Here is a 17,069-nt window from a genome sequence, read left to right as displayed (position 1 = left end):
AAAAGCACGTCACCCTTTCTCATTAACATAAGAGAATAGTAACGTGCTTTTAACTTCAAGAATAGTCTAAATCCTTAAGTTGATGGATGTGTGATGCTGCCCCTTTAAAGACTAATTAATTGATTAAATGACTCTTCCAAAAAAATTTTTAATCTATTAAATAGTCTAAGCACTCTTTCATTTTTTTCATATTATATATTGAAAAAATAATAGAAAGGGTGGTCAAATGCCGCCAAAACCAAATGATAAAGAAGTTCAAGTGAATAACCCTGTTGTTGATACCGCTAGTTTTCCGAATATAACTCAAAGCGAGACAAGCCTTGCGCGTTTTAAAGATTTTATTTTGTATGGATTTAATGATACCAATAATGCCACAGGGGTAGCTGGGGCATCAAGTTATTCAGGGTTTTCCTTTTCAAAAGATTTAGGTAAAAATTGGACCGATGGTGGGTCAATACAAGCCAATCCTGGAGGTCGAAATTCTGGTGATCCATCTTTAGCAGTCGATAGAAATGGCGTATTCTATTATTCTCAAATTGGGGATGAATTGATTGGAGGCAGGCAAGAAGGTGTAATTACTGTTTCAACCGGAACGATCAATCCAAACAAAACAATAACTATGAATCTTCCTCAAGTCGTCGGGCGAGGACAGACTCCAGCTGCTAGTGATCCAGGAGATCAAGATAAAGCGTGGATTACAGTAGGTCCTGATGCTGATAATCCAGGAAATGAGGCTTTATATGTTGTATGGACTGACTTTGGCCCTCCTAATGGAGGTACAAAAATTCGTTTTTCAAAATTTAGAACAGGTGTAACATTAACTCCTATTATTCCAAGTCAAACGATTGTCGCTGGAGCTAATGAAGTATTTGGAGCCTTTCCGGTAGTGGATAAAGCCGGGAATATATATGTTTTTTATGAAAGTCGTTTGCCAGGCACATTTGCTCAGCTAAATACTGCGAACCGTTCCATTCGTATGGCTAAGTCAACCGATGGAGGAAATACCTTCCCAATAAATGTACAAGTCTCAGCTGGCCTATTTGCAGCAGCAGCTACAGATGTTGTACCATGCGGACCAGTCAATGAACTCCGTCCTGTTATTTTAACAGAGCAGCAACGGGTAATCAGGATGTTTGAGATCCCTCAAGCAGGTATAGGACCAGATGGTACGATTTATGTAGTATGGAATCAACGTAGAAATATTGGAGGCACAACCTTTATCGATGTCTTTTTAGCTTATAGTCAAAATGGAGGAAATAACTGGACTCAAGTGAATATCTCCAATAATTTACCACATGCATTCTTTCCATCAGTAGCTGTCAATAAAAAAGGAGCTCATATTCAATATAACCGCTTTAATGATCCTAATAATGTTGGCGGCATAGGTAATGGAACATTTGGTGTGTTTATGAAAACCTTCTCTCTTCATGAGGGCGTTGGTAAAGTAGGTAAAGAAAGTAGGATCAGCACCAAATTTTCTCAAGTGCCTAATAATCATATACCAAGCGGTGGGGTTTTCGTGAATTTTGATCCAAGAGTATTTTCTTGTTATATGGGTGAATACAATCAAGTTATTACAGGTCCAGGTCATTCATTGCTCCATGCTTGGGGTGACAATCGAAATATTTTGAACGGACAGAATAACCCTGATGTATTCTTTAGAAAAACCGATCCAAAGCCATAATCTAGTAAATTTCTCTAATAAATCTCTTTTTGCTTGCTTTTACAAGTGAAATTCTATGTTTCTGAAAAAGAAATGGAGCGTTTGAAAACTTTATCAGGAATGAGATTTATGACAGTTCCAAATCATACAAAGTTAACAGCTTTAGGGGTTAAAATTCAGCAACCAAAAGAACTAGTTTTCGGTGATTTGGAGTTGCAAGAAGATAAGATGGTATTAAAAGAAATTTTAGGGGGCTCTCCACATACCCATCAACCTAGTGTTTTGAAGTATCCCCAAAACGATAAAAATAAACTTCGTTTCTATAAAAGACACAAAATTTTCGTTTTGGAGGCATTATAAAATTTTAACTTGATAGGTATGTGGCGATACCCCAGTAAGAAAAGAAATAGGGAAAATAACCCATTTCTTTTTATTTCTATAATAAAATATAATTAGTAAGTCGAAAGTGACAATAATAATTAGAAGTAACAAGTGTATAAGTGCATCAGTTTTCCCGTTTAGTAAAGACTTTATAAAGAAATCCCATTCTTTTTCATAGGGAGGCTCTGCCCAATTTCGTTGCAGTCCTAAAACTATTCCATTTATGAAAAAGATAATACTTAATAGGATTCTTCCAACAAAAACGGCAACTACTTTTATATTCCAATGCTTTATCTTGATTATATAAAGGATTGGAAATAGTATAAGCAACCAAAAAAGCAAAATATAGACTGTATTCATCATTTTTTACTCCTTCAAAAATGATTGTTTCTTAATCTTGGTGAGTTTTCAGGGTGAAGGTTACTGGTGTTTAAACCGTTTCTGCACTTGAGAAAAAAGGAGTCAGAATTCCGGCTCCTTTTCTATCTCTCCGTCTCAAAAAACTCTATCCATTCTCCGTCAGGACCAGCGAAAAATATGTAACGTGTTCCATCTGGTAATGTTTCGATTTCTTCTCCTAGTAAAAATTGTACTCCATGTTTCTGTATTCTTTTGATTTCATCTTCTAATGAATCCACTTTAAAGCAAATGTGATGTACTTTTCCTTCTGCTGGGAGGGAAGAGTTATAACCTTCAATTAGTTCGAGTATCGTTTCCTTTGATTCTTCCACACCTAAAAAAGCGAGTTTTAAGTCTGGATTTGGATGTCCCATACGTTTAATAAGCTGTAAACCGACTACTTTTTCATAAAATGAGATGGATGTTTCTAAATCTGCCACCATAAGTCCTACGTGTTCAATTCTTCTAACTGGCATGTGCGAACCTTCTTTCTGAAAATTATATATAAAATAATATTGAAAATTAAGAAAATAAGCAAGATAAAAACCTTACAAATTTTAGCGTGTTATATGGTATAGTGAGAAAGTATGTTTGGGGAGAAGGAAGGAGATTATACGATGAATACAACTACTCAGACTCCTTCATTATCAGAAACGATGAAAGAGTGGCATTATGCATTAGCATATGAAATTAAACATTGGAAAACGATAGGTGGTAGTAAAATTTCTATCATTAACGGTCGTTTTTTATATACAGATTATGAAAGTACGGTATATGTCTTTCAGCTTATTTCGGAAGTAAGCATACCTGAAGGTTCTCCAATTCGAATTGAGTTTGATGGTGAGGAAGCGACAGGGGAAGTATTGTCTGTACATGGATTAGAAATAGAACTGAAATTAAATGATTATATACAAGGTGAAATACGAGAAGCAGTTTTATATAGTGAACCGTGGCAACTACTAGAACAGTTGCAAGAGCGATTAAAGGAAGCTCGTAAAGATAAACTAAGACGTCAACGAATTAAACGTTTAGTAGAGGGAACGAGCAGTCCGAAGCATCTTGAGAAGATGAAAAATACGAAAAATGAATTGGCGTATCGTTCATTTTACAATCCGACAACATACGTATGGGGACCACCTGGAACAGGGAAGTCTTACAATTTATCACGTATTATTTCGGCGCATTATCAAAAAGGAAAATCGGTACTCGTGCTAGCTCATAGTAATGCGGCTGTTGACGTATTAATGAGCGAAGTAACGAAGCAAATTGAGAAGAAGAAAAAATGGACGCCTGGCGAAATTGTTCGTTACGGTTATAGTCAACATGAACATATACGAAATCATGACACGTTACTTGCGTCGAAGTTAGTAGAAACGACGAACGGATCTTGGGGAGAAGAAAGACTCTATTTAGAAGAGACACGACAAGATCTTCGTGAAAAAATTCTATCGTATAAGGCGACTTCTGCTGATAAGAAGCGTATACAAGAGATTGAAAGTGATCTTCGAAAGCAAAAAGCGAAAATTAAAGAAGTAGAAAAAGAATACATTGAAAATGCGAAAGTAATCGGAGCGACTTTATCGAAATGTGCCATTGATTCACTTATTTATGAGCGTACATTTGATTTAGTTGTCGTAGATGAAGTAAGTATGGCATATGTTCCGCAAATTGCATTGGCTGCTTCACTTGGAAAACGTATCGTCGTTTGTGGTGACTTTTTACAGTTACCTCCGATTGCGATGGCAAACCATGAACTCGTTCGAAAATGGCTCGGGGAAGATATGTTTTATCATGCTGGGATTGTTGATTCTGTAAATAAATCAGAAGCTCATCCCAACCTTTTTATGTTGCAGGAACAAAGACGTATGCATGCGGACATATCGAAGTTTACGAACTCATTTATTTATAAAAATAGAGTATACGATCATCCGTCTGTTTCAGAGCGTAAAGAACTTGCACAATTGCAGCCGTTCGCAAATGAGGCGAGTGTTTTATTTGATACGAGCTTAATGGGAGCATTTTCGCTAAAGGATGCTGCTTCTGGCTCACGTTTTAATATTATGTCTGGTTTAGTAGCGATGCAAATGATGTTAATCGGACTGTTAGACGGTGTTCAATCGATCGGTGTAGTTACACCTTACAGGGCGCAGTCACGCTTTTTATCAACTTGTATTAGAGAAATGTTGCAGAGAACGAAATATCAAAACATACCAGTATTAGCGGCAACAGTTCATAAGTTTCAAGGTTCTGAAAGAGATATGATGATATTTGATACGGTTGATAGTTATCCGCAGGAACGTCCTGGTGTGTTGTTCTTTGATCATAAAAACCATCGCCTCGTCAATGTAGCAGTAACGAGAGCGAGAGGGAAGTTCATTCAATTATCCGATTGCCATTATATGCGTAAAAACCTTTCGAGAAAACAAGCGTTATCACAATTAACAGCTCATATAGAACGTCACGGAGATGTGTATGATCGCACGACATCAAGACAATTGTGGGAGCGGAAAATTTCGAAACGTTTACGCTGGTTTATGGAAATGAATCTTGAAGAGCCGAAAGGGTTATTAAAAGATATTTTAGCCGCAAAACGAAAAATTATCATTTCACTTCCGAGTACAAGACAAGTGGATAAACGAGTATGGCAAGCATTAATGCGTACAAATGCGCAAGTAACAGTTTATAGTGATGGACCAGTTCCATTAAAGAATGTAAAATTGCAAAGGCAAAACAAAGCGTTCCCATTCTTATTAATCGATGATGAAATCTTTTGGGCAGGGGCACCGCTAACATCTCAAATGATGTTTGAAGGTAGTACGGAATTTCCGTACATATGTGCAAGACTGCAAGCACCGGAAACAATTGGTGTATTAAAAGGATTTTTAGATATCCGGTAAATTCGGATAGGAATTCCTTGACTTTTGCCTGGAATGAACTTAGAATGAAAATAATTTAATATAATTTTATGAAAATTCTTATCACGAGAGGTGGAGGGACTGGCCCTACGATACCTCGGCAGCGGATTCTATATGAATACTGTGCCAATTCCAGCAAGGTAACTTGAAAGATAAGAAAGAAGCTCATTTTGACTGTATATACAGAAGCCTCTTTCTATCTTTTAGAAAGAGGCTTTTTTACGTGAAAACAAAAGGGGGAAGAAAAATGGGAGCGACAGGAGTAACGTCACAAAGAAAAACTATTGAAGAGAGTATAGAAAGCAATAAGGAAAAGTACATACAAACAAGTCATAATATTCATGCGAATCCGGAGATTGGTAACCAAGAATTTTACGCATCAAGAACGCTAAGTTTATTACTAGGTAGTGCAGGATTTCAGTTGCAGCACAATATAGCTGGACATGAAACGGGATTTATCGCGCGAAAAAGTTCAGGAAAACAAGGACCAGTTATCGCATTTTTAGCTGAGTATGATGCTTTACCGGGACTTGGCCATGCGTGTGGTCACAATTTAATTGGCACCATTAGCGTTGCAGCAGCAATCGCATTATCAGAAACGCTTGAAGAAATTGGCGGAGAAGTTGTCGTATTCGGAACACCAGCAGAAGAAGGCGGGCCAAATGGTAGCGCAAAAGCGAGTTATGTAAAAGCAGGTTTATTTAAAAACATTGATGCGGCGCTTATGATTCATCCGAGCGGAAAAACAGCGACAACGAGTCCATCACTAGCAGTTGATCCACTTGATTTTCATTTTTACGGTAAAACAGCTCACGCAGCAGCTTCACCAGAAGAAGGAATTAACGCATTAGATGCGGTTATTCAGCTGTATAACAGTATTAATGCACTTCGCCAACAACTTCCGTCAGATGTGAAAATTCATGGCGTCATTACAGAAGGCGGAAAAGCACCTAACATTATTCCTGACTACGCTGCCGCAAGGTTCTTCATCCGCGCAGCAACGAGAAAAAGATGTGCGGAAGTAACAGAAAAAGTAAGAAATATTGCACAAGGAGCTGCATTAGCAACAGGTGCAAAAGTAAAAATTCATCAATTCCAAAATGAAATCGATGAACTACTCGTAACAAAAACATTTAATGATATCGTAGCCGAAGAACTCGAACTACAAGGTGAAGACGTAAACCGTAAAGAACGAGTTGGCATCGGTTCAACTGATGCAGGAAACGTAAGCCAAGTCGTACCGACCATTCATCCGTACATTAAAATCGGTCCAGATGACTTAATTGCTCATACGAATGAATTTAGAGAAGCAGCACGTTCAGAACTTGGAGATAAAGCATTAATTACATCAGCAAAAGCGCTAGCAAATACAGCGTATCGATTAATTACGGAAGAAGGGTTGTTAGAGAAGGTGAAGGAGGAGTTTAGAGAGGTGCAGAGGAATCAGGGGTAGGTGGTTAAAAGGAGTGGATCACCCACTCCTTTTTCTTTTTTGAGGAAAGCAGGTGCCTATCAATTTAAATAAAGTGTTCATTTTCACATTGAGATGTCAATTCTCTTTTTTCTTTATCAAAACGACAATTTCTCCTCAAACTCACTCTTTAAAACAATTAAAGGAGACGATAATCCTAATTGCATTAAAGAGTCTAAAAATCCAGCGAGAGAATCCATCGAATCGCTCATGACTTTCATCATATAATTAAACTCCCCACTAATTCGATATAAATCTGTTACTTCAGGAGCGGCATTACAAAATTGGATGAAATCAGAGCATTGGCTCGTTTTAAACATGATAAATGCTTGAATGTTTTTATTAATTTTGGAAGGCTCAAATTTGGTTCGGTAAGCAGCTATAACTCCTTGATCTTCAAGTTTGTTAATTCGTTCTTTTACAGCAGGCTGTGTCATGGATATGATTCGTCCTATTTCTGAAACGGAAATTCTTGCATTTTCATATAATAAGTTCATTATTTTATGGTCAATTTCATCCAGTTTTACTGCATTTTGCATTGGGTAGCCCCCTATATTTTATTTTCTAAAGCAAATTATAAATTATAACTATAATATCATAAGTTAACTAACTAAATTACCTATAAATCTATATTTGAAATTATTGGTGTTTGCATGAAAATATAAGTATAGGATTTATCAAACGGAAATTTAGGAAGGATGGAAAAAATGAAGAATCTTGATGGGAAAGTAGCGTTAGTAACCGGGGCGAGTCGCGGAATCGGTCGTGCCATTGCAATGAGATTGGCGAAAGATGGGGCATTAGTTGCGATTCACTACGGCCGAAATAAAACAGCTGCAGATGAGACGATTAGTGAGATTGAATCTAATGGAGGGAAAGCGTTCTTAATTGAAGCTGAGCTCAATTCAATTGATGGTGTCAAAAAGCTAGTAGAACAATTAAAGAATGAATTACAAACAAGAATTGGTACATCAGAGATTGATATTTTAGTAAACAATGCAGGTATAGGTACACAAGGAACGATTGAAAATACGACAGAAGAAGTTTTTGATGAAATTATGGCCGTAAATATGAAGGCGCCGTTCTTCTTAATTCAGCAAACATTACCATTACTACGAGCAGAAGGGCGCATTATTAACATTTCATCAGCTGAAGTACGACTTGGTTTTACAGGATCAATTGCATACGGTTTAAGTAAAGGTGCATTAAATACGATGACACTTCCTCTAGCTAAGCATCTTGGAGATAGAGGTATAACAGTGAATACAATTATGCCCGGATATACGAAGACAGATATTAATGCGAAATTGCTAGATAATCCAGAAATACGAAATTTTGCTACGAATTCATCTGTGTTTGGACGGATAGGGCAAGTTGAAGATATTGCAGATGCAGTAGCGTTCCTTGCTTCTTCTGATAGTCGCTGGGTAACAGGACAGATTTTAGATGTTTCTGGTGGGTTTTGTTTATAGGGGTGTCACTTTATAATTATCCAACTAAGATTGACTCCATTCTTCGGAAATATCTTAACTGTTAAGTTGTAAAAAGAACCGTAGTTTTTCATTTTTGAAAAGGCTATGGCTCTTTTTAGTTGTAGCAAAGATATGATGCGAGGAAGGTTTTTCTAAATCAAAAAAACTTGATTAACTAGTTGCATAAAGACTGAATCAACGTATATACTATAAACATCAAAAAAAATTGATGAAAGGAGAGTGAACTGTAGTGGCACAAGATTTTCAGCTCTATGAGAAAAAGTTTAAAGCGTTAGCTGATCAAAAGCGTTTAGAGATTATGTATGAACTTTGTCAGCGAGGACAGACGTGTGTATGTGATTTAACAGAGATTTTTGAAATGACGCAATCTAAGTTGTCATATCATTTGAAGATTTTATTAGATGCAGGTTTAATTGTAAAAGAAACAAAAGGTACGTGGAGTTATTATGATTTAAATGATGCAGAAGTTAATAATTTATTATCAGAAGAGTTGTGCTGTGTCTTTAGAAAAACAGGAAAAAGCTGTTGTTAAAATTTTGCACTGTTAATCAAAAAAAGTTGATTAATAACATTTTAAGAGGAGGAATTAGCTATGAGATATGTTCATGTCGGTATAAACGTTACTAATTTAGAGAAGTCGATTGAATTTTATGAAAAGGTATTTGGTGTATCACCAGTTAAAGTGAAAACGGATTATGCAAAATTTTTATTAGAGACACCAGGACTTAATTTCACGCTGAACGTACGAGATGAAGTGAAGGGAAATCAGGTAAATCATTTTGGTTTCCAAGTGGATACAGCCGAAGAAATTACATTACATAAAGAAAGATTAGAAAAAGAAGGTTTCTTTGCACGTGATGAGATGGATACTACTTGTTGCTATGCGGTTCAAGATAAGTTTTGGGTAACGGATCCTGATGGTAACGAGTGGGAATTCTTTTATACAAAAGCAGATAGTGATGTTCATAAAATAGAAGATCCTTCTTGTTGTACGACTTCTAACGTAGTAGATAAAAATTCTTGTTGTTAATAGGAGATGGAAAATAAAATGAAACGTTTATCTTTTCTAGATCGATATTTAACACTATGGATTTTTCTAGCGATGGCTGTTGGGATTGGTTTAGGGTTTGTGTTTCCTAGTGTAGTAGACGGACTGAATACATTACAAGTTGGAACGACTTCTATTCCACTTGCTGTTGGTTTAATTTTAATGATGTACCCACCATTGGCGAAAGTTCGTTACGAGGAAATGGGCCGGGTATTTAAAGATGTAAAAGTTTTGGTTCTATCTTTAGTACAAAACTGGATTATTGGACCTGTACTTATGTTTGTTTTAGCAATTATTTTTCTTCCTGATAAGCCAGAATACATGGTCGGTCTCATTATGATTGGTTTAGCGCGTTGTATTGCAATGGTAATTGTTTGGAATGATCTTGCTGATGGTGATAAAGAATATGCAGCAGGTTTAGTTGCTTTTAATTCGGTATTCCAAATGTTATTCTTCTCAGTTTATGCATACGTGTTCGTAACAGTAATTCCGGAATGGTTAGGGATTGAAGGGGCTATTGTAGATATTACAATGGTAGAGGTAGCGAAATCAGTCTTTATCTATTTAGGGATTCCTTTTCTTGCAGGTATGCTGACACGCTTTGTACTAGTGAAGCTAAAAGGAAGACAGTGGTATGAAAAGGTGTTTATACCTAAGATTAGTCCACTTACATTAATTGCATTGCTATTTACGATTATCATCATGTTCTCTTTAAAAGGGGAAATGATTGTTAGTGTGCCACTAGATGTAGTAAGAATAGCGATTCCGTTATTCATTTATTTTATTGTGATGTTTTTCGTTTCTTTCTTTATGGGAAGAAAAATTGGTGCAAGTTATCCGGTGACGACAACGTTAGCATTTACAGCAGGTAGCAATAATTTTGAGTTAGCGATTGCTGTAGCAGTTGGTGTGTTTGGCATTAACTCAGGCGCAGCATTTGCAGCTGTTATCGGACCTTTAGTCGAAGTACCTGTAATGATTGCACTTGTAAATGTCGCTTTTTGGTTTAAACGTAAATATTTTAATGATCAACCAACTTAAAAACAAAGGTGGAAACCAACATGGAAAACAAAAAGACAATTTACTTTTTATGCACAGGAAACTCATGCCGAAGCCAAATGGCAGAAGCTTGGGGAAAACAATACTTAGGAGATAAGTGGCATGTCTATTCTGCAGGAATCGAAGCACATGGAGTAAATCCAAATGCTATTAAAGCGATGGAAGAAGTAAATATCGATATAACAAATCAAACATCAGATATGATTGATCCAAACATTTTAAATAACGCTGATTTAGTCGTTACCCTTTGTAGTCATGCGGATTCTGTTTGTCCATCTACACCTCCGCACGTTCATCGTGTTCATTGGGGATTTGATGATCCAGCAGGAAAAGAGTGGTCTGAATTTCAACGTGTTCGCGATGAAATTGGTGAACGGATGAAACGATTCTCTGAAACAGGCGAATAAATAAAGCGAAGAGCCGATTTTCTGTTATATAAGAGATTGGCTCTTTTTACTATATATTTAACGAGATAAAGTTGATAAGTTTATAGATAGCAGGTACTAATCTCTTCTAGCATACAAAATAATAATTTTTTACATGGAGTTCCCCTTTTTTATCATCACATCTGTAGAATAAGGTTAATTATAGACAGAAGTTCTTATGAAAAAAGAAAAAGAATTCTTAAGTTTTTGGAGGGGAATTATGAATTTTCTATATAAGGAATGTTTTAATTTTAATTTCCATAAAAAACCAATAAAGAATAAATGTTTTTTTGTTAGGAGTGATTACCTTGTATGACTATTATTTGTGTAGATCTTCGTAACTTTTATGTAATTGTTTCATATATTAAAAAAAGGCCCGATTCGCGGTATATAAAATGGGCTGTAGTAGGAGAAGTACCTTTAAAAGTGCTGTGGATGAAAAGACGATTAGGTTATACGAAATACGAAAATGTACGGACATAATGATTGTATATCCAATTATGTAGCAAGTTTAGCCTTACAATACGTTGCACCGACGAAGTTTTCATGGATATGACCGCAAGTATGCGTATATTTTCGGGTAATCTTATAGGTTTTGTTTGAAATACGAACGAGAAATATACGGTTTTCTGTACATACCTTTTCCTGGTTCTCTGTATCTGACGTTTGAAAAAACTATGGTAACGGGGAGAGAGGGAGTGTTTATAAGGTATGCCCTTTAAGACAAATTATTTGTAGAGAGCTTATTCAAATCTTAAGGATTCTTAAGGATGTCACTCCAGTTTCTTCAGGTTTGAATTTTAAACTATAGTAGTAAATTCAAACTATTGGAGTGATTAAATATGAAGCCTATGTCTTTTTTATCTCAATATATAACTAACCCAAGAAACGTCGGTGCAGTACTTCCAAGTTCAAAGTTTCTTGCAGATAAAATGGTGGGAAGTATCAATTTTAAGGACGCTAAATATATTGTTGAATACGGGCCAGGTACGGGTGTATTCACGAATAAATTGCTTGAAAAACGAAGCTCGAATACTACTCTTTTATTAGTGGAAAATAATAAAGAGTTTTATTTATTATTAAAAGAAAAATATAAAACAGAGAAAAATATATTCATTGTATTAGGGTCTGCGGAAAATATTGACGAGTATTTACAGAGCTATTGCATTCCCTATGCAGACTATATTGTTTCTGGTCTTCCTTTTTCTAGTTTGCCCCCAAATGTTTCAAAAAAAATATTATTAACTACCACCAAAATTTTAAAGGCGGGTGGAAATTTTATTACCTTCCAATATACTAAATTTAAAAAGAGTTTTTTTAATCAGTTTTTTAATAGAATAGATGTGAAAAGGGAACTTAGAAATGTACCACCAGCTTATGTTTTTAGCTGTTCAATTCCCAAAAAATAATTGGTGATGGTTGTTTTGCTTACGCAAGTTTTGAATTGAAAGAGTTAAAGTTAGTTGAACGAACTGGCAGTTTAGTTGAAGAAGGAAAACCTATAGTAAACATAGAAAAAGATTAACGACTTGAAATTCTTATGAGGTGAAAGTGATGGTAATAAAACAAGACGCAATTAAAGTAGTAGTTGGAGCTGGAGCATTTAACAATAATCCAGGTTGGATTCAAACGCAAGAAGATGAGCTGAACTTATTAGTTGAAACGACATGGGAAGAAAGATTTGAACATAACTCCATTTCAGCTATTTTAGCTGAGCATGTATGGGAGCATCTTACTTTTGAAGAAGGTGTAAAAGCAGCTGGAATTTGTTATAAATTTCTAAAACCGTTAGGTCACATTCGGTGCGGCGTCCCTGATGCATTTTTCCGAGATGAAACCTATCAAAACATAGTTCAAGTAGGCGGACCTGGACCGAAAGACCACTCAGCTGCAAGCCATAAAATCGTTCATAATTATAAAACATTAACTAAAATGTTTGAAACCGCTGGCTTTGAAGTGGTTTTACTTGAATATTACGATGAAAATGGGCAGTTTTATTACAACGAATGGGATGCGAATGATGGTGTTATCTTCCGTTCAAAAAGATATGATTCTAGAAATCAAGGAGACAAGCTTGGTTTCCCATCGCTAATTGTTGATGCGATTAAACGGTAAGTGGTTAACCGCATGAGTTAGTTCTATAAGATTATGAGTCGCAAATGCGGCTTTTTTGTTTGTGGTGTAATTATTGCTGGGATGCCTTATTGAAAAACTGAATGATTTTTTTAGAATTATCTTCACGTAGATCATAACCTTCACCGTGTGTTTCATCGCTTGCTTTTGCCATTACGATGTCACCATCAGATTCTATCCATACAAAAAATTCCTGTATAGAATTATCTTGATAAGCAATCTTCATTTTGGAATGCATATGGCTTCTAGCATCCTGATCTAGAAGAGGTTTTTTCTTTTGTGCGCTTTCCATACTGGTAAAAATTGTTTTCATATTTTCTTTATTTGCTACTTTGTATACATGTTTTGAATTTACGGAACTAATCTCAAGTTTTTTCACTTCTTTTTGTTCAAACATAACTTTTTCGGATGCAATTTCTGTTTCTTGCACTGCTGTGGATGCTTCTTTATCGGAAACTTTCGCTTCATTTGAATTGCTTGTGCATCTAATTAATAAGGCGATACATAATGCTCCAATTATACCGAATTTTAAGTTCTTCAATAATAGGCCCCCTATCTACTATTTTCTATAATTCTATGTCCTATTTGTAATATCCTAACTATGCTTAATTAAGTAAAATAAATTTTGTTATGGGGAACAGAATGAGTTGCATGTACTTTAATTTTTTGTATGAAAGGAGAGAATGAAGTGAAACACATAATAAAAGATGTATTAATGAATTATTTTAAAGAACTCCATTCATTAGTAGTGGAAGAAGCATTACATAAAAATAGCTGGAATACAGATTTACACTATAAAATTATAGTAAATGGAAGGCGGTATTCGGCACGGTTTATTAATAGCAATCGAACAATTAATCCAGCTTTTGGAACGTTATCAAATGAACAATTGAAAGAGCAAGTACGGTATACGTATTATTTACGTAAGCATGGGATTCCTTTTATGCAAATTAACAAGAATAGGTCAGGGGAGTCATTTACATTAGTCACTTGGAATGATGAACAGTACCAATTTGTATTGGCAAATTGGATTGAAGGAGAGCATCTTACACACTGCACAGAATCTATCGCGAAAAGCTTTGGAAAGGAAGCAAGGAAGATACATGATATTTCTAGTACATTTTAAAGCTTGATTTTTCAAAGGAAATCTCATTTGGATGGGTATGCTGAGTTTATAAAAATGTTAGAAAATAAGAGTGGGAAATGTAAAGAGGTGCAGGAGTATATAGATCTCGCTAAAACTCATATAAAGTACGCATGTACGAGTGATTTGCAGTTTATTGTACAAACAGATTTAAATCCTTTAAATGTTATATGGGACTCAAATCAATGTATAAAAGGAATTGTAGATTTTGAATCTATTGGATATGTAGACCGCATTGAAGGATTAGCTTTTTTAATAAAATGGTATTCTCGAATAGAAGGAATACAGTCTCATGAAGTATGTCCGAAGGTTGCAGAAGAATTTTTAGAAGGTTATAAAGCTGACAATATTGTAACTTCAAATGATTATAAACGGCTTTCTTCATTACTATGGTTATCCGGTAGTTTGAATTGGAATTCTGTGAAGAAAACGTTAAGTGCATTAGATGATGCGAACGGATTAGAGGAACACTTGAAAGCTTATAGAGTAAGGGGAGAAAGGTTGTCTTCATTGTTAATTTGTTGTAGATAACGTTTTTCTCCTAATTCGAGATTTATTCGTTTTGCTATTCAGGATATTTTTTATTAGATGAGATTTTGTGAATGAATTACATTTCTACCGAATCACTTAATATGTCTACGATTCACAAAATAAAGCATGAGAGGTGTTCTAAAAATGAAAATACAAATTGTATTGTTTGATGGTTTCGGAGAACTTGTCTCTTTCGCGCCGTTTGAGGTACTCAAAAGAGCGATAGAAGAAGGGGCTCCATTTACGATTGAATTCGTTTCGAGTGAAGCAAAACAAGAAGTTACTACTTCGTTTGGAGTTACGATTAAACTAAATGATTTTTTACGAATGGATAATCGTCCAGATTTGTTAATTGTACCTGGTGGTGGCTGGAATCATAAAGCTGAACATGGGGCGCGAAAGCAGGCAGAGCTTGGATCCTTGACCAAAATGATTAGCGAGATGCACAATGCAGGAACAATCGTTGCTGGAGTTTGTACAGGAGGTATGCTACTAGCTGCCTCTGGCATATTGAATGGTAAAAAGGCGACGATGCACCATTTGGCGCAGAATGAAATTAGTGAATACGGGGCAGAGCTTCTTCGTTACAGAATTGTGGATCAAGGGGATGTTATCACTGCAAGAGGAGTCACTTCAGGACTTGATTTAGGACTTTGGATCACGGAAAGGTTCGCAAGCTCCAAAATTGCAGCTGCTGTTGAATATAGAATAGAATACGAGAGGCGAGGTGTTGTTTGGAGTTAATTTGAATTTTTTTAGACCTGAACGTATATATGTATCTTCAGTCAATCGAATCCTCTTATTACACAAGAAATACCTTATAGGATAGATTTTTTTTAGTGTCTATTCTATAGGGTACATTTATTTCTCGGCACAGCTGTGTCTTATGACGAACAAGCGATTGAAATTGCGAACAAATCAGAGTTCGGTTACTTTTATATAATGCGTGAATCGTTTCAATTCCTTTTATCGCGCTTGAAGCCTTTAGAGTTACGTTATATATTTTAAGCATAGAAACATTTTAAAATATTTCATATACAAACTATAGAAAGAGAATAAAGGAGCCATGAGATTGAAAAAGACAGCGAAATGTTTATTATGGGGGACAGGCTCTATATTTGGTGCTTTCACAGCATTTATTACTTATGTGGCAATTAAGAATGTGAAGCATAAGGATGTTGAGAAATTGAAGGTGACCAATAATAACGAGCACGTTCTTAAAGTTGGTAAAGAGTTTAAGGTGACAACGTTTAATATTGGCTACGGCGGTTTAGATAAAGAGCAAGATTTCTTCTTAGACGGAGGGAAAGGCTCGCGTTCTAGTAGTAAAGAACAAACAGAAAAGAATATCAGCAATATGCTGTCTTTTTTACAAAAGGAAGATTCTGATTTTATATTAACGCAAGAGATGGATGAGAAGTCACTTCGTTCATTTGATGTGAATCAGTATAAGATGTTTCAAGATGAACTGAAAGATCATGCGTCTACGTTTGGTTATAACTTTAATGTGCAGTGGGTGCCGGTACCAATTAAGAAGCCACACGGATATACGAACAGTGGACTTGGTTCGTTTTCAAAATATAAAGTAGAAGAAGCGACGAGATATCAGCTTCCTGGAAGAGAAATGTGGCTTCGTCAATTATTCGATGTAGATCGGGCGATTGTTGAGCATAAGGTTCCAGTTGATAACGGAAAATATTTACGAATGGTGAACGTTCATTTATCTGCATATGATAAGGGTGGAAACATTCGAAAGCAACAAGTTGAGTTTTTGAAAGAGTATATGAATAAACATTTCAAAAGTGGCGATTATATCGTGCTTGGTGGAGACTGGAATCAACTATTATCTGATGTGCAGTTAAAGGATTCGAAGTTTAAAGAAGGATGGCCAGAGTGGTTAGTACAGTTACCAGAAGATTTCACTGATGGTGGGTTCCAGTGGGCTGTTGACGATACTGTTTGGACAGTTCGTGATAATGTGAAGAGCTATGTCGAAGGTGAGAACTTTGTTACGATTATTGATGGGTTTTTAGTCTCTCAAAATGTGGAGATTGTAAGCGTACAAGGGCATGATTTGAAATTTGAAAACAGCGATCATAATCCGGTTAGTGCGGTATTGAAATTAAATTAGCAAGGGAAGACAATGGTTTCAAGGGAGTATGTGCAAGAAGGGTGTAACCATATGTTTTCTGAAGTTTTATCCAATGTAAATAATCTCAGCTAGATGATCTACTTATTGAGAAGTACTTCTCTAAAATTGATATCGAAGCCTTGCAGCAAATGACTGATACCTTAATTCAAATAAATTAAATTATACGAGAAGAAAAAAAGAAGATCCTTGAGCCTAAATAATAATAAGATCTCTATGGAGCGATTTTTATTAGAGAATAAGGAGAGAAAGATTATC

General features: G+C 35.8%; 17 protein-coding genes, 3 pseudogenes and 1 riboswitch. Of the genes and pseudogenes, 16 read left to right on the top strand and 4 right to left on the bottom strand.

Annotation, left to right across the window (positions count from 1 at the left end; translation table 11 throughout):
- Positions 1–226 precede the first annotated feature (226 nt).
- Positions 227–1,684 carry an exo-alpha-sialidase gene (locus MR065_RS06785; protein WP_242213027.1) on the top strand — a complete coding sequence of 486 codons (1,458 nt, stop codon included), beginning with the start codon at positions 227–229 and terminating at the stop codon, positions 1,682–1,684.
- Positions 1,685–1,792: 108 nt separating this feature from the next.
- Entirely contained in the window at positions 1,793–2,023 is a 231-nt protein-coding gene (locus MR065_RS06780) for a hypothetical protein (protein ID WP_242213025.1), read from the top strand.
- A gap of 63 nt (positions 2,024–2,086) precedes the next feature.
- On the opposite strand, the pseudogene MR065_RS06775 reads toward MR065_RS06780, so the two are convergent.
- Positions 2,087–2,407: pseudogene (locus tag MR065_RS06775) on the bottom strand (hypothetical protein); the annotation flags it as partial.
- A gap of 119 nt (positions 2,408–2,526) precedes the next feature.
- Complete coding sequence (locus MR065_RS06770; protein WP_242213021.1) at positions 2,527–2,919, bottom strand: VOC family protein; 393 nt, start codon at positions 2,917–2,919, stop codon at positions 2,527–2,529.
- 111 nt (positions 2,920–3,030) lie between these two features.
- On the opposite strand from MR065_RS06770, the gene MR065_RS06765 reads away from it, so the two are divergent.
- Positions 3,031–5,340, top strand: coding sequence for an AAA domain-containing protein (locus MR065_RS06765; protein WP_242213016.1), 2,310 nt, complete (start codon positions 3,031–3,033; stop codon positions 5,338–5,340).
- Between the two features lie 75 nt (positions 5,341–5,415).
- Positions 5,416–5,517, top strand: a riboswitch (SAM riboswitch).
- 88 nt (positions 5,518–5,605) lie between these two features.
- A complete protein-coding gene (locus MR065_RS06760; protein WP_242213015.1) occupies positions 5,606–6,811 on the top strand; it encodes a M20 family metallopeptidase in 1,206 nt (401 codons plus the stop codon).
- Positions 6,812–6,927: 116 nt separating this feature from the next.
- On the opposite strand, the gene MR065_RS06755 is transcribed toward MR065_RS06760, so the two are convergent.
- Positions 6,928–7,368: an Lrp/AsnC family transcriptional regulator gene (locus MR065_RS06755; protein ID WP_242213014.1), complete on the bottom strand. Its 441-nt coding sequence runs from the start codon at positions 7,366–7,368 to the stop codon at positions 6,928–6,930.
- Positions 7,369–7,536: 168 nt separating this feature from the next.
- On the opposite strand from MR065_RS06755, the gene MR065_RS06750 reads away from it, so the two are divergent.
- The 8 genes from MR065_RS06750 to MR065_RS06715 all read left to right on the top strand — a co-directional run bounded on the left by MR065_RS06750 (position 7,537) and on the right by MR065_RS06715 (position 12,969).
- A complete protein-coding gene (locus MR065_RS06750) occupies positions 7,537–8,301 on the top strand; it encodes an SDR family oxidoreductase (protein ID WP_000792648.1) in 765 nt (254 codons plus the stop codon).
- A 250-nt stretch (positions 8,302–8,551) separates the two neighbouring features.
- Entirely contained in the window at positions 8,552–8,854 is a 303-nt protein-coding gene (arsR, locus tag MR065_RS06745; RefSeq protein WP_242213012.1) for an arsenical resistance operon transcriptional regulator ArsR, read from the top strand.
- Between the two features lie 60 nt (positions 8,855–8,914).
- Positions 8,915–9,352, top strand: coding sequence for an ArsI/CadI family heavy metal resistance metalloenzyme (locus MR065_RS06740; protein ID WP_242213008.1), 438 nt, complete (start codon positions 8,915–8,917; stop codon positions 9,350–9,352).
- A gap of 18 nt (positions 9,353–9,370) precedes the next feature.
- Positions 9,371–10,411, top strand: a complete 1,041-nt coding sequence (arsB, locus tag MR065_RS06735; protein ID WP_242213006.1) for an ACR3 family arsenite efflux transporter — start codon at positions 9,371–9,373, stop codon at positions 10,409–10,411.
- A gap of 20 nt (positions 10,412–10,431) precedes the next feature.
- Positions 10,432–10,836, top strand: a complete 405-nt coding sequence (gene arsC / locus MR065_RS06730; protein ID WP_242213005.1) for an arsenate reductase (thioredoxin) — start codon at positions 10,432–10,434, stop codon at positions 10,834–10,836.
- Between the two features lie 330 nt (positions 10,837–11,166).
- Positions 11,167–11,337: a hypothetical protein gene (locus MR065_RS06725; RefSeq protein ID WP_242213003.1), complete on the top strand. Its 171-nt coding sequence runs from the start codon at positions 11,167–11,169 to the stop codon at positions 11,335–11,337.
- Positions 11,338–11,696: 359 nt separating this feature from the next.
- Positions 11,697–12,263 carry a class I SAM-dependent methyltransferase gene (locus MR065_RS06720; protein WP_242213002.1) on the top strand — a complete coding sequence of 189 codons (567 nt, stop codon included), beginning with the start codon at positions 11,697–11,699 and terminating at the stop codon, positions 12,261–12,263.
- Positions 12,264–12,408: 145 nt separating this feature from the next.
- A complete protein-coding gene (locus tag MR065_RS06715; RefSeq protein WP_242213001.1) occupies positions 12,409–12,969 on the top strand; it encodes a class I SAM-dependent methyltransferase in 561 nt (186 codons plus the stop codon).
- 70 nt (positions 12,970–13,039) lie between these two features.
- Here MR065_RS06715 and MR065_RS06710 read toward each other — a convergent pair whose 3' ends face one another.
- A complete protein-coding gene (locus MR065_RS06710) occupies positions 13,040–13,528 on the bottom strand; it encodes a YhfM domain-containing protein (protein ID WP_242213000.1) in 489 nt (162 codons plus the stop codon).
- Positions 13,529–13,675: 147 nt separating this feature from the next.
- Between MR065_RS06710 and MR065_RS06705 the strand changes: the two are divergent.
- The 4 genes and pseudogenes from MR065_RS06705 to MR065_RS27700 form a co-directional block, all read left to right on the top strand.
- Positions 13,676–14,662: pseudogene (locus tag MR065_RS06705) on the top strand (phosphotransferase).
- Positions 14,663–14,806: 144 nt separating this feature from the next.
- Positions 14,807–15,406 (top strand): DJ-1/PfpI family protein, encoded by a 600-nt coding sequence (locus tag MR065_RS06700; protein WP_242212999.1) that lies wholly within the window; start codon positions 14,807–14,809, stop codon positions 15,404–15,406.
- Between the two features lie 322 nt (positions 15,407–15,728).
- Positions 15,729–16,793, top strand: a complete 1,065-nt coding sequence (locus MR065_RS06695) for an endonuclease/exonuclease/phosphatase family protein (RefSeq protein WP_396022360.1) — start codon at positions 15,729–15,731, stop codon at positions 16,791–16,793.
- 83 nt (positions 16,794–16,876) lie between these two features.
- Positions 16,877–16,972, top strand: a pseudogene (locus MR065_RS27700) (MarR family winged helix-turn-helix transcriptional regulator); the annotation flags it as partial.
- Between the last annotated feature and the right edge of the window lie 97 nt (positions 16,973–17,069).

The sequence above is a fragment of the Bacillus cereus group sp. BfR-BA-01383 genome (genome assembly GCF_022663495.1).
GTDB lineage: Bacteria > Bacillota > Bacilli > Bacillales > Bacillaceae_G > Bacillus_A > Bacillus_A cereus_AU.
The sequence above is the reverse complement of the archived record's forward strand: the minus strand, read 5'-3'. Positions and strand labels throughout refer to the sequence as shown.